The organism is Bradyrhizobium sp. 23AC, assembly GCF_054863025.1.
Window position 1 is genome coordinate 98,657 of the sequence record NZ_JAVAYN010000023.1, and the last position, 12,806, is coordinate 111,462.

The 12,806-nt window shown below is 65.0% G+C and carries 13 protein-coding genes; 5 read left to right on the top strand and 8 right to left on the bottom strand.

Going from position 1 to position 12,806, the window contains the following annotated elements; genetic code table 11:
- The first annotated feature begins 483 nt into the window (after positions 1–483).
- Both RAD10_RS35690 and RAD10_RS35695 read left to right on the top strand, forming a co-directional pair.
- Complete coding sequence (locus tag RAD10_RS35690) at positions 484–1,755, top strand: DUF2157 domain-containing protein (protein ID WP_461621103.1); 1,272 nt, start codon at positions 484–486, stop codon at positions 1,753–1,755.
- Positions 1,752–2,348, top strand: coding sequence for a GDYXXLXY domain-containing protein (locus tag RAD10_RS35695; RefSeq protein WP_461621104.1), 597 nt, complete (start codon positions 1,752–1,754; stop codon positions 2,346–2,348). Before RAD10_RS35690 ends, RAD10_RS35695 begins: the two co-directional genes overlap by 4 nt.
- Here the strand turns inward: RAD10_RS35695 and RAD10_RS35700 are convergent.
- Positions 2,345–3,712 (bottom strand): aminotransferase-like domain-containing protein, encoded by a 1,368-nt coding sequence (locus tag RAD10_RS35700; protein WP_461621113.1) that lies wholly within the window; start codon positions 3,710–3,712, stop codon positions 2,345–2,347. The two genes, RAD10_RS35695 and RAD10_RS35700, sit on opposite strands and share 4 nt — an antisense overlap.
- A 163-nt stretch (positions 3,713–3,875) precedes the next feature.
- Here RAD10_RS35700 and RAD10_RS35705 point away from each other — a divergent pair, with 163 nt between their 5' ends.
- Positions 3,876–4,736 carry a DMT family transporter gene (locus RAD10_RS35705; protein WP_461621105.1) on the top strand — a complete coding sequence of 287 codons (861 nt, stop codon included), beginning with the start codon at positions 3,876–3,878 and terminating at the stop codon, positions 4,734–4,736.
- 10 nt (positions 4,737–4,746) lie between these two features.
- Here RAD10_RS35705 and RAD10_RS35710 read toward each other — a convergent pair whose 3' ends face one another.
- Both RAD10_RS35710 and RAD10_RS35715 read right to left on the bottom strand, forming a co-directional pair.
- The gene (locus RAD10_RS35710; RefSeq protein WP_461621106.1) at positions 4,747–5,961 is read right to left on the bottom strand and encodes an EAL domain-containing protein; all 1,215 of its coding nucleotides are present in this window, start codon (positions 5,959–5,961) and stop codon (positions 4,747–4,749) included.
- A 743-nt stretch (positions 5,962–6,704) separates the two neighbouring features.
- Positions 6,705–7,868 carry a hypothetical protein gene (locus RAD10_RS35715; RefSeq protein ID WP_091964892.1) on the bottom strand — a complete coding sequence of 388 codons (1,164 nt, stop codon included), beginning with the start codon at positions 7,866–7,868 and terminating at the stop codon, positions 6,705–6,707.
- Between the two features lie 337 nt (positions 7,869–8,205).
- On the opposite strand from RAD10_RS35715, the gene RAD10_RS35720 reads away from it, so the two are divergent.
- Positions 8,206–8,829 (top strand): helix-turn-helix domain-containing protein, encoded by a 624-nt coding sequence (locus RAD10_RS35720; RefSeq protein ID WP_028139177.1) that lies wholly within the window; start codon positions 8,206–8,208, stop codon positions 8,827–8,829.
- A gap of 84 nt (positions 8,830–8,913) precedes the next feature.
- Here the strand turns inward: RAD10_RS35720 and RAD10_RS35725 are convergent, their stop codons facing one another.
- From RAD10_RS35725 to RAD10_RS35745, 5 genes are all read right to left on the bottom strand, one after another.
- Positions 8,914–9,162 carry a hypothetical protein gene (locus tag RAD10_RS35725; protein ID WP_038949373.1) on the bottom strand — a complete coding sequence of 83 codons (249 nt, stop codon included), beginning with the start codon at positions 9,160–9,162 and terminating at the stop codon, positions 8,914–8,916.
- A gap of 98 nt (positions 9,163–9,260) precedes the next feature.
- Positions 9,261–9,638, bottom strand: coding sequence for an Hpt domain-containing protein (locus RAD10_RS35730; RefSeq protein WP_461621107.1), 378 nt, complete (start codon positions 9,636–9,638; stop codon positions 9,261–9,263).
- Between the two features lie 156 nt (positions 9,639–9,794).
- On the bottom strand, positions 9,795–10,493 hold the full coding sequence (locus RAD10_RS35735; RefSeq protein WP_461621108.1) for a Crp/Fnr family transcriptional regulator: 699 nt from the start codon (positions 10,491–10,493) through the stop codon (positions 9,795–9,797).
- A 188-nt stretch (positions 10,494–10,681) separates the two neighbouring features.
- Positions 10,682–11,392 carry a Crp/Fnr family transcriptional regulator gene (locus RAD10_RS35740; RefSeq protein WP_461621109.1) on the bottom strand — a complete coding sequence of 237 codons (711 nt, stop codon included), beginning with the start codon at positions 11,390–11,392 and terminating at the stop codon, positions 10,682–10,684.
- 6 nt (positions 11,393–11,398) lie between these two features.
- Positions 11,399–11,791, bottom strand: coding sequence for a hypothetical protein (locus RAD10_RS35745; protein WP_461621110.1), 393 nt, complete (start codon positions 11,789–11,791; stop codon positions 11,399–11,401).
- Positions 11,792–11,868: 77 nt separating this feature from the next.
- On the opposite strand from RAD10_RS35745, the gene RAD10_RS35750 reads away from it, so the two are divergent.
- Positions 11,869–12,306 carry a response regulator gene (locus RAD10_RS35750; RefSeq protein WP_038972600.1) on the top strand — a complete coding sequence of 146 codons (438 nt, stop codon included), beginning with the start codon at positions 11,869–11,871 and terminating at the stop codon, positions 12,304–12,306.
- The last annotated feature ends 500 nt before the right edge of the window (positions 12,307–12,806 follow it).

A 12,806-nucleotide genomic window follows, 5' to 3' on the forward strand; every position in this document is an offset into this window, starting at 1 on the left:
AAAGTCTCGATCAATCAAGCGCTTCTCGCAATGCGAATCCTGCAATGTAGCAATCCAGACTGCTACGCCGCTGGGCCAATCTGCTTCAGGCATCGAATTTTTGGAAAGTCGCCGGGCCGTTCATCGACTCAGAGCCCGCCCCTGTCAGAAAAGCGTACGCTCAGCGGCTGCAAACAAAATGCCCGGAGACGGATTCTCCGCGCTCCAAGTCTCGAAGCGATCAGCCAAGCGTAAGCTAGGCAACAGCGTCGGCAATAGCGTGTCCCAGCGCCGACGAAGACCAACGATCATTTCGCGCGCATGGCCTTCGCCTAAGCCATTGATTTTACGCCGGTCGTCTACTGTGCATGGGGTTGTTTTCCAGTTTTTTGTTATCCGGGCGCTTAAGACCCCGCGCCGGCGCCCGCCCGCTTGAACCCGCCACCGGCGGGATCCGACCTAGCAATGCCCCGCCGCCGGCCGGGACCAAGGCAACCCACCCCAATGTTCGACAAGTCCTACCGCGACCGCCTCAACGCTGATCTTGCGCAATGGGAAGCCGATGGCGTGATTGCGCCGGCGGCGGCGGCCTCGATCCGCAATGCGCTGCCGCCGCTGCCGCCGGGCATCAACATCGCCGTGGTCGTCGGCATCGTCGGCGGTCTGTTGATCGCGGCCGCGTTCCTCGCCTTCGTGGCGGCGCACTGGACCGAGATCGCGCGGCTGTTGCGGTTTGCGATCCTGCTCGCCGGCATGGTCGCTACCTCTGGCCTCGGGGCCTGGTTCGCATCGAGAGGCCGCCACGTTCTCGCCGATCTCTGCGCCAGCGTCGGTGCGATCATCTTCGGTGCGGGCATCGCGCTGGTCGGCCAGATGTATCATCTCGGCGACGACTTTGCCGGCGGCATGCTGCTGTGGTCGATCGGCGCGTTCGCCGCCGCGCTGCTGACCGGCTCGCGCGGTGCGCTCGCGGTCGGCCTCGTCGCCGCCGGCATCTGGACCTGCATGCGGACTTACGACGCGCCCGACGTCCTGCATCTTCCGTTCGTGGCGGTCTGGCTGATTGCGGCAGCTCTCGCCTTCGCCTGGAAGTCGCGCGTCGCCGCTCATCTCGTCGCGCTCGCGGTGCTGCCGTGGTGGATCGCGACGTCGCTCCGCTTCGAGCTCGACGGCGCCCAGCCGTCCTTCGTGCTCGCCAACGGCGCCGCCCTGCTGTTCGGCGCCGGGCTCGCGCTCGCAGCCTGGCCCTCGCCGAGGGCGCTCCGTCTCGGGAGCGTCCTGTCGATCTACGGGGCGTTTTCGCTGGCCGGCGTCGCCGTCCTGGAGGTGGCGACCGTCGACGACATCATCCGCTTCCGGACCAGCACGGTATCCGCCCAGCCGATTTGGGCGATCCTGTGCGGGGCCGCGGGGGTGATCCTCGCCCTCGTCTCCGCCATGCTCACGAAGCGCGCAGGTGAAATCCTCGCATCATGCGCGATCGGGCTCGTGCTGCTCGCCGCGCCGATTTGGCCGGTCTCCACGGCCGGCGAGCCCTGGTTCGCTTACGCCGCGCTGCTTTGCGCCATGCTGTGCCTCGTCGTCTCCGGTGTGCTCGATGACGTGCGCCCGCGGATCGCCGCCGGCTGGCTCGGAATTGCCGGCGTCATCGCCGGCATCACCTGGGCGGTGCACGGCTCGTTGCTGCGCCGCTCGGCCTTTCTTGCGGGGGCCGGACTCATCGCCGTGGTCTTTGCCACCGCGCTCAATCGCATGCTGCCGAGGGCTGAGCGATGATCGGTACCATCACTGGACTCTGGCAGCGCATCCCGAAAGCCGTGCTGTTCGGCGTCGCTGTGCTGCTGCAATGCTTGCTGCTGGTCCTGATGGTCGCCGACCGCATGCAGATCCTGCGCGAGGGCCATGAAGTGACCTTGCAGACGCAGCCGGTCGATCCCCGCGATCTCCTGCGCGGCGACTATGTCGTGCTCCGCTACGACATTTCGCAAGTGCCGGCCGGCGCGCTCGCCGGCAAGCCGGCCGACGCGCGTAATCCGATCGTGTTCGTCAAGCTCGCGCCCAATGCCGACGGCCTTTACGCGGCGGTTTCGGTGCATGCCGAGCCGGCGCCGGTCACGGCGCCCGACGTGCTGATCCGCGGCCGCGTCAGTTATTCCTGCGGATCAAACGTCCGCACCTTCTGTGACAAGCTGACGATCAAATACGGCCTCGAAAGCTATTTCGTGCCGGAAGGCGAGGGCAAGAAGCTCGAGCAGGCCCGCAACCAGCAAAAAATCCGAATCGTCGCCGCCGTGCTCCCCTCAGGCCGCGCCGCCATCAAGCGGCTGCTGCTCGACGGCGCGCCGGTGTATGAGGAGCCGCTGTATTAGAGGGCGACCGGTGCCTTCAGCGCCCGCCGCAGCACGTCCCACACGCGGGGATCGCTCATCTGCGCCACGTTGAAGCGCATGAAGTGCGAGGCTTTCTGCGCCACGCTGAACACGTTGCCCGGCGCCAGCACGACATCCTGCTCCAGCGCCGCGCGCGCGACCTGCGCGGCGTCCCGTCCGCCTGTGAGCCGGCACCAGAGGAAGAATCCGCCGCGCGGCATCAGCCATGGCTCCAGCCCCAACGCCTGAAGTTTTCGCGCGACGTCGCGGCGCGTCCGCGTGAGCTTTTGCCGGAGTTCGTCCATGTGCTTGCGATAGCTGCCGCCGGCCAGCACCTTTGTGATGATCTCGGTCGCGGCCGGGCTCGGGCCGCCGAAGCTGGTTGCGACCTGGAGGTCGACGAGATGCTCGATCCAGTCGGGCCGCGCGGCGATATAGCCGCAACGCACTGAGGCCGACAGCGTCTTGGAGAAGCTGCCGATGCGGATCACGCGGGTGAGCCCGTCGAGCGCGGCCAGGCGCGGCGAGCGCTCCGGCTCGAAATCGCCGAAAATGTCGTCCTCGATGATGGTGAGGTCGTGCGCGGCCGCCGCGGTCAGCAGCCGGTGCGCGGTCGCAAGCGACATCGTCGCGCCGGTCGGATTGTGCAGCGCTGAATTGGTGATGTAGAGCCTGGGACGTTCGGCACCGAGGATCTGCTCGAAGCGGGTGACATCAGGGCCCGACGGTGTGTAGGGCACGCCGATGATCCTGACCTGATGCGCCCGCAGCAGCGCGCGGAAATTGAAGTAGCAGGGGTCGTCGACCAGCACCGTGTCGCCGGGACGCAGCAGGAAGCGGCAGACGAGGTCGGCGCCTTGCGTGCCCGAGCCCGTCAGCATGAGCTGATCGACGGACGCGGGAATCGAATCCTCGGCGAGGCGCGCAAGCAGCAGCCGGCGCAGCGCCAATCCGCCGCGCGTGCTGCCATAGTCCGTCAAGAGATCCGCATCGGTCCGCGCCAGGGCACGGACGGCGCGGCGCAAGGCCGCTTCCGGCATCCACTCCGCCGGCAGCCAGCCGCAGCCGGGCTTTAGCACCGCGGCGTCGGCATCGAGCGATTGCCTGGAGACCCAGAACGGATCGACCTCCCGGTCGCGCCGCGGCCCGGCTTCGGCCAGCGCAAGCGGCGGCATGATCGTCGGCGAGACATAGAAGCCGGAGCCGCGACGGGCGCGGATCAGGCCTTCGGCCGCGAGGCGATCATAGGCTTCGACGACGGTCGACGGCGACACACCCATCGTGGCCGCCAGGCTGCGGACCGATGGCAGGCGGTCGCCGGCACTGAGCGCGCGGCCGGCGATCTTGCCGCGGATCGCGCTCATCACGTCAATGGTCCGCGTGCCGCCGCGTCCCTTCGATGGCGCTCTGATGTCCAAGGTGTATCACCTTCCATACCCATACAGATTTGCCGGATTGTACTGGATTGTGACTGGTCGGGCCACCGCCGGCAGCCGAGTATCGCGGTTCTCGAAAGGCGGAACGGACATGCAATCTGCGGGGAGCGGCTGGGGCAATGGCCTGCTCGGCGTCATCATCTTCAGCGGCTCGCTGCCGGCGACGCGCGTCGCGGTCGGCGGCTTCTCCGCGCTGTTCCTGACGTCGGCCCGCGCGGTCATCGCGGCGCTGATCGGTGTGGCCGTGCTCGGCGTGCTGCGGCAGGCCCGGCCGCAGCGGGGGGATTTCGCCTCCCTCACCATCGTCGCCATCGGCGTCGTGGTCGGCTTCCCGCTGCTGACGGCGCTCGCGCTCCAGCACATCACCTCGGCCCGTTCAATCGTCTTCATCGGCCTGTTGCCGCTCTCGACCGCGGTCTTCGCCGTGCTGCGTGGCGGCGAGCGGCCGCAACCCTTGTTCTGGCTGTTCGCGATCCTCGGCAGCGCCACGGTAGCCGGCTTTGCCTTGTCGAACGGCGGTTCGGCCTCGCTCACCGGCGATCTCTTGATGGTGGCCGCGATCGTGCTGTGCGGCCTCGGCTATGCCGAAGGTGCCGCATTGTCGCGCCGGCTCGGCGGCTGGCAGGTGATCTCCTGGGCGCTCCTGCTCGCGCTGCCGCTGATGGTGCCGGTCGCGGTTCTGACCTGGCCGGCGAGCTGGAACGGCGTCAGCGTGCCCGCCTGGATCGGGCTCGCTTACGTCTCGATCTTCAGCATGTTCGTCGGCTTCATCTTCTGGTACCGCGGCCTTGCGATCGGCGGCATCGCGCGCGTTGGCCAGTTGCAGCAGCTCCAGCCGTTCTTCGGTCTCGCGCTCGCCGGCCTGCTGCTGCACGAGCCCGTCGCCTGGAGCATGATCGCGGCGACCGCGCTCGTGGTCGCCTGCGTCTTCTTCGCACGCCGGTTTGCGTGAGGCTTGTGCCTCACGCCTGCCCCATCACCGTCTTCGTCAGCGCGCCCTTTGCAAACTTCTTCAGCGGCATCGGCTTGCCGAACAGGAAGCCCTGCACGAGATCGAAGCCGAGCTCGTTGGCGGCGACGAGGTCGGCGCGGCTTTCGACCCCCTGGGCCACGCTGCGCGCGCCAAAGCCCTGCGCGAGCTCGACGATGTGACGGCACACCGTGCGCTTCAACCGGTCACTGCCGCTGCCGGTGACGAATTGCCGGTCGGCCTTCAGCTTGACGAAGGGAACTTTGTCCCGCTCCATCAGCGCCGGCCAGTTGGCGCCGAGATTGTCGATCGACAGGCCGATATTGTGTAGCCCGACCTCGCGCGCGACCTCGGTCAGGTGATCGAGATCGCGGATCGCCTCCTCGCTGTCGATCTCGACCGTCAGCCCGCCGAAGGCCGGATGCGTCGGCACGCGACGGCAGAGATCGCGCACCGCCTGCGGCTCCTTCAGATAAGACGCGGGCAGGTTGATCGAGAGATCGACCGGGGTCTGCTGCTCCAGCAGATAATGCCAGTCCCGTATCGCGCGCTCGATCACGAATTCGGAGAGATCACGCAGATGCGGATCGCGCTCCTCGGGAATGAAGTAAGCCGGCGGCACCACGCCCCAGGTCGGATGCCGCATCCGCACCAGCGCCTCGGCACCGCAGCGGATCAGCGTGCGCGCGTCGATCTTGGGCTGGTACCAGAGCTCGAGCCAGCCGGCATGCAGGGCCTCGCCGACATGCACGGCGGGACTGGGCGCGGGCTCCTCCGGCAGCAGCATGGCGATGCGCTCGCGCAGCGTTTCCGCCGCAAAGGGCGTGGTCAGCGGCGGCAGCATGGCAAGGCCATATTCCTCGCCGACCTGCCGCACGGCCTTGACGATGATCGACTCGCGGGCGCCGACGGCGAGAACCTTGCCGGAAAATGCCTCGCGCACCAATATTTCGAGGAATCTCCCCGGCTCGATACCGTCGGCGGCGACGCCGAGCAGGATCAGGTCCGGCAGTTCGGTGGCGAGCACCGTTTGCAGCTCGTCCGAGCTGGCGCATTCGCTGGTGACGAAGCCGAGATCCTCCAGCACCTCGCTGAGGAAGGCGCGCAGATGCCGCTTACTATCGGCCACGCAGGCGCGCGGCGTTACCTTTCGTCGTCCGAAGGTCACAGGCCTTCGTCCGACGAGTTCAACCATCCCATCGTTCATCAACACCACTCCCGTTCCGTGACGGTTTCTTAAACGCCGAGCGTGGGTTCAAATAAGGAGAGCTTCACATCGTTCTTGAATTATTTGAGTAACGTTAAACCCTGCAATTCGAGCTAATTTGTCGACAGACTCTTCGCAAAGAGTTCGCATACCCGAGCACCACGCGCACAACGACTGTCAGCGCACGCGAAATGTCTCTCGCGCGATGAAAGCTGCGTCCCGCTTGCGGGTGGATCGAGGCGAGCGATGCGGATGTGTGTCCTTTCGAAGCAACGAGGCGACCAGCGGAGATTAATTTTCGGCGTTGCTTCGGGGTGTGCGCCCGCTCGTACGCAACGAAGACGGTGAACAGGACCGCGTCGTCCGCGGTGGGCGGGCTGCGTTGCGGCGGTCGCTCTCCCCGATGGCTTTGTGGTGGATCCGGAGCGAGCGACGGCGACGTTCGAAGGATTCGCCTTCGCGCGATGCGCGCAAGTTTCGCTTTCGCTCGTGACGGTTCTGCGACACCGCGTCCCGGCCCGCGGCTGCAAATGTGAAGCACATCACACGCGCATTGCTGCACCTGCGCTATTGCTCGGCACAGCCGGTGGTGGGCTGTCGAGGATTACGACAATGACGATGCGGCGAATGATGTATTGGTGGTTCAGGGTCGTGATGTCAGGGCGATTTCTCGATCGCTTCCTGTGCCTGCCGCGTGCGCATTAGAGCATGAACCGGAAAAGTGTGCAGCGGTTCGCGCGATATCAGGTCTGCCCGATCAATTTGCGAAACGCCGCCGCGCCGTCCTGCACCACGTCGCGGCCCTTCCAGGCCAGGTAGGTCAGCTTGCCGCCGAGCGTGTCGTGGCTGCGCAGCCGGCGCGAGCCGAGGATGTGGCCGACATTGGACGGGAAGCGGCTCACCTCGGCGGACACCAGCGCCGCGATCGCATCCATCAATTGCTGGAGCCGGATTCCCCATTCGCAACCCTCGATGCCGTCGATGCGCACCTTGAGTGCATATTCGGTGTCGTAGATCTCGGCGAGCAGGTCGCGGGCGACCAGCACCCGATTGTGCCGGAGCGCGATCCGAAGCGCGAGGCGCTTGTCGTCGAGCCGGTCGAGCACCATGGGAATGACGCAGGCATAGGGCGTCGCGGCGACATCAGTGACGCTCTTGCTCGCAGCCGCCTTGGTGGCGAGACGCGCCAATTGCCAGGGCATCGTCAGGCGCCTCGCCACCAGCGCCAGCGCGAAGGGCAGCGCATCGGGATGAGACTTCTTGAAGGCGTCGAGCTGCGCGGTGATCTGGGCAACCCGGCCGTCGTCGAATTTCGCGATCTTCTCAGGCAGCTTTTCGTTGAACTTCGGCAGCGCATCGCCCGCACGCAGCACGTGCTGCATCTTCCTGACGTCGTCGAAGGCGGTGCGTGAGGCCGTGTATTGCGCGAGCTTGCCGCGCGCGAATTCGGTGCTCTCCACTGATGCGAAGGTGCTCTCGAGCACCTTGACGACCTTGGTCTGGAAGGTCGAGGCGACCTTCAGGACTTCCTTCGGGTTGTTGGCGGCGACCTGGTCGTTGATCGCCTTGATGTAGTCGCGTGCCATGGTCGGCAGCAGGTCGCGGCAGATCCACTCCCAGATCGGGGTGAGGGTGTTGCGCGAGATCCGCCCCATATTGGCGTGCTCGGGCGCGCCGTCGATCAGGAGCAGTTCGAGCGGCGCGAAGAAATAGCGCGACGGGCTGGTGGCGCGCGCCTGGGTCGATCCGTCCTTGCGAAACTCGGCGCGCAAGCGCGACTGGATGTCGGACGAGCCGGGCATGTCGATGCCGCACAGCTCGAGCCGTTCGAGTTCGCTGAGCAGACAGCTGCGCGACAGCGGCGTCAGCCTCTGCAGGAATTCCGACAGCCGATCGATCTCGTTCATGGCACGCAATCTTTCGCAGCGTTTCCCGCGGGCGTGCGGGCCCAATGCGTGGAGGCATTTGCGCGCTCTCAACTTCCCCTAAGAGAAGCAAGTCGCCGTTAATTAATCCGTAAAAACCGGGGGGAGGCGTCGGAGCGAAGGCAGCGGTTAAGGACGATTTCGCCTGTCTGCCCAAGTTTTTGGCGTAAAACTCAACCCTGGCGTGGGCCGGCGCCGCCGAACGCAAGCACAAATTGTGCCGGCGACACCACTTTAACGCAAAACCGACAAAATCACCGTAGTCTTACGGAGCAAAAAGTTAACCACAGACCGCCCCCGGTTCCGCTAAACGAGTGACATGGGGTCACAGAATGATACGGCCACCGATTCGCGGCCGTCGGAATGGTACGAAAGCAGCGCTGCTCCAACTGAAGAGCTCGATTTCGTCCGCCTGAGCGCCGCCCGGGCCAAGGCCGCCGACGAAATGGCCGCTGCCATCGCCCGAGAGCTCAACGGCCCCCTGACTGCGCTGCTGCTCTACATGGGCGAGATCAAGCATCACAGCGACCAACTCGCGCCTGTGACCGGCGACCGCGCCTATTTGCAGCGGGTGGTCGAGAACGCGCTGGCACAAACCGAGCGCGTTTGCGGCCTGGTCAAGCAGCTTGCCGGTCCCCACAAGGGGGGCTTGTCGATCCCCTCCAGCGCCGAGGACGCGGAATCGAAGGCCGTCCGCGCCCAGCAGGCCCAGCGCGTGCCGAGCGCCGAACTCCTCAGCCTGTCGGGTCAGAAGCGGCTGACCAAGCGCGAGCGCGAGGTGCTGAGGCTGATCAGCGAAGGTTATTCGAACAAGCAGGGTGCGCTTCGAATGCAGATCAGCCCGCGCACGTTCGAGAGCCATCGCGCCGAGGCGATGCGCAAGCTCGGTGCGCGCAACACCGCGGATCTGGTCCGCGCGGCGCTGCTGCACTCGATCGACTGAGGCTGGTGTGTTGCATCGCCGGCGGCGATGATGCGGACAAGGCCCCGAGAGATCTCCCGGGACGTCTTAAAAACCCGATCGCGCTCAGAAATAATCTTCGGCGAAGGGACGCGCGCGCGAGACGGGACGCAGCGGTTTGATCTCTTCCTTCGGTCCGTTCGGGATGATCGTGATGGTCCAGCGGGGCGGCATGCTCGATTCATGCTCCAGCACCGAACGCACGAAGCCGGTCACCGTGGACTCGCCAGCCCTCACCGTCGCCATGCGGCCGTTGAACTGTGCAATACGGAAGCGGCGAACCTCTTTCTGGTCCGCGGTCTCGTAGGTGAACATGGAAACCCTCCTGGTTTCCGGCGACTATCGCCACCTATGATTAGCCATCTCTAAAAATCCCAAGCCGTAGAAGTACGGCGGGTTTCGCGCGGTCTGGACTAGCCCTGCGGCTCCTGTGCGCGCGCGGCGGCATAGGCGGCGTCCATCAGGTCCAGGAGATCGCGGAATTCGCCATCGCCGAGCCTCTCTGCGGACTTCTCCAGTCGCAGCGCCAGCGCCGCGAGCCTGACATAGCCGAACGTCCCGGCCGCGCTCTTCAGCGAATGCGCTTCGCGCGCGATCCTGGCGTGGTGCTGCGCCAGCGGGAGCGTGCGAAACAATTGCAGGCGCGCGGAGGTCTCGCGCCAGAATACATCGCGCACTTCGCAGGCACCGTCCTCGCCGATCTCGCGCACCAGTGCTTCGTAAGCGCGCGGCTCGCGCGCAGGCTCGGCATCGAGCGCCTTCTGCGCGGGCGCGACGGTGACTTCAAACATGGGCCTGCTGCCTTGATCACGGGTCATTTGTCGCGCGGCACGTCCCGGCGCGAGGGCTGCCCCGTGTCTACGGCATTCGAATTTCAGTTCCGGTAGCAGGACACTAGGTGTTTGAAGGCCGGCATTAGCAGGCAGTTTACCATGGGCGTGCGGCGGTCAGCGCGCGCCGAGCAGCCGGTCGTACTGGGCCTTCACGGTGGCGTAGCATTCGCACGCCGTCTGGCGCAGGCCGTCGAGGTTGGTGATCTGGATGTGCCCGCGGCTGTAATGGATGAAATTGGCCTGTTGCAGGGTGTTGGCGACCAGCGACACGCTGTTGCGCCGCGCGCCGATCATCTGCGCCATGGCCTCCTGGGTCAGCAGCAGCCGGTAGTCGCCCGAGAGGTCATGCGTGTGCAAGAGGCAGCGCGACAGCCGCGACTCCACGGGATGGGCGGCATTGCAGCCCGCCGTCTGCTGGACCTGGGCGTAGACCGCCAGCCCGTGGCGCGTCAGCAACGTGCGCAGGGTGCTGCTCTGGTCGGCGGCGATCCGCAGCCGGTCGAGATCCATCACCGACGCGACGCCCGGAACCAGCACGATGGCGGTGTTCAGCGCGGACGCATCGCCCATGGTCGAGAGCGTCCCGAGCAGGCTGTCGCGGCCGATCATGGCGACTTGCACATGCTCGCCCTTGGCGAGCTTCACCACCAGCGAGATGACGCCACGGTGGGGAAAATACGCGCGCGTCAGCGTCTCGCCGGTCTCGACCAGCACCGCCTCATGGGGCAGGTCGACTGTTCGCAGGTGCGGGCGGATCGATTCATAGTCGTCTGCCGACAGTGCGGACAGGAAGCCGTTGGTTGAGCGCAACATCGTTTCCAAAAGCTGCCTCCCGTTCCCGCGCCATCGAATCGCGATAGACGAAATCACGCCCGGCACGCGTAAGTTCCATCATGTTCACGTCGGGATATATTGGCAATTGGGACAAGTTGTCCGACCACGGCAGCACTCCTGCCACGCTGCGTGCACGCCGGCATACAGTTGGTAGCGCCGAGCTGTCGTCACGGCACGGTTCCGACCAGGCGGAGGTGGTGGGCTTTCACGGCCGAATAGCAGTCGCAGGACGTCGTCTCCAGCGCCCGTAGATTGAGGATTTCAATCTGGCCACGGCTGTAGTGAATGATGCCGGCCCGCTGCAGCGCATGTGCGACCAACGAGACGGCATTGCGCCGTACGCCCAACATCTGCGCCAGCGCCTCCTGGGTCAGCGGCAGGATTTCACTGTCCGAGAGATCGCGGGCGCGCAGCAGCCAGCGCGCGAGCCGCGCCTCGACCGGGTGCAGCGTATTGCAGAGCAGCGACTGCTGCGCATGCGCGAGCAAGGCCTGCTCATGGCGGACCATCAGCTGGCGAAACGGCGCGCTTGCGGCAGCGACCGTACGGAAAGCTGCGATTTCCAGCACGGAAGCAGTCCCTGGGAACAGCACGACCGCGTCTGTCGGCGCGATGCCGCCGGCAAGCGCCGCGCCGCCACCGACGACACTGTCGCGGCCCAGCATCGCCACCTCGATCATCTGTCCTTCGGACAGGCCCACCGTGATCGAAACGGATCCGCCATGCGGGAAGTAGACATATCTCAGCGCAGCACCCGCCTCGCACAAGACAGATTTCCTGACCATTTCGACTGTCGCGAGATGCGGGCGCAGCAGACCGAGATCTGCCGCGTCGAGCATTTGCAGCAATTGGTTGGACGGGCGGCCGCTCGCAATCATCGAAGGTCAATCCGGCGTGTTCGATGTACGATCGGTGTAAAGCCGTTCGTCATCCAGTTGCGCGGTGACAAAAACATATTGTAAAGGTTGTGGCGCTGTCCATATACCCGTTAGAGGGCAGACAGGCTGCAGCATTTGCGGCGGAAATAAGAATGGCGCGCTGATTCGCTCCTGAGCCTGTGCGCCGGTCCTGTAGGGGTTGCGCAGGAAAAAGCTGCAAGGGGCTTTCATGAGCCGGAAGCATTGCATCCGTGCTGCGATCAGACGCCGGTCGACCCGCGCAGTGTCGTCCGTTGGACCAGCATTTACAGCCATCCAATATTGCCATGAAACCTGGCGTCGCGTGGCCGCGGATTTCGCGTCCATATTCCCCGTGCCGCCAATGACATTCGCGACCATCCATTTTTCGACTGAAAGCAAAGGAGAACGGCGTGCCCCACGGTTCAATTATTGAATCGCCAAAACGGGAAACTCACATGGGGACAGAAGGTCTGCGCCATATTCTCGTTGTCGACGACGACCCGATGGTCTGCATGGCCATCGAGGTCTATCTCCAGCGCAACAATTTTCGGGTAACGATTGCCGAAGGAGGTGAAGCCGGACTTCGTGCGCTCGAACACCAGCAATTCGATCTGATGATCATCGATATCTTCATGCCGCACATGCGCGGGTTCGAATCGATCCGGCTCTTCCACGAGCGGGCGCCGGTCATTCCGCTGATCGCGATGTCCGGCTACGCCTTTGCGAATCTGAATTCGCCTGCACCCGATTTCCTCCGGATGGCGCTCGAGCTCGGTGCAGCGCGCTGTCTGCGCAAGCCGTTCACGCCGCATGCGCTGCTCGCCGCCATCAACGATTGCCTGGCGGAGCATCGTCCCGACGGCGACATCGCCTCGGCCGCGCGATTGGGTTAGCGCAGCGCGGCGGCTATGGCCACGGGGTAACGGTTCGTTTACCGCGTGTGCGGACCACGCAGATCGCGCCGCCAACGCGAACCGAGGGGCGCGACTGCGCCTCCGGTTGCGGACGGCTCGGTTCGATGTCCCGCAGGCCGTCGCTATCGTCCTTCACGAGCAGGACTTTCCAGCGCGCTTCGCCCGCTGTTACCGGCCCGTTTACCTCACACGTCCCCGTCGTTGCGGCGCGGAGCCGGTTTTGCCGAAAAGCGCAGCCGCATGCGGGCGAACCGCAAACTTCTCTTCAATATCCGTATTAGGACGGAGGATGAAATTAACGGGACTGTGAAAAGGGATGTCTAACGATCGAGCATAGGGCTTCCGTCCGCGCCAAAGGTGGCGCAGCCGCCGAAGTCCAGAGTCAGGTCAGTAAGGCGTAGCTCATGGATGATCTGTTGCGGGAGTTTTTGACGGAGACCAGCGAGAGCCTGGACACCGTCGACAACCAGTTGGTGAAG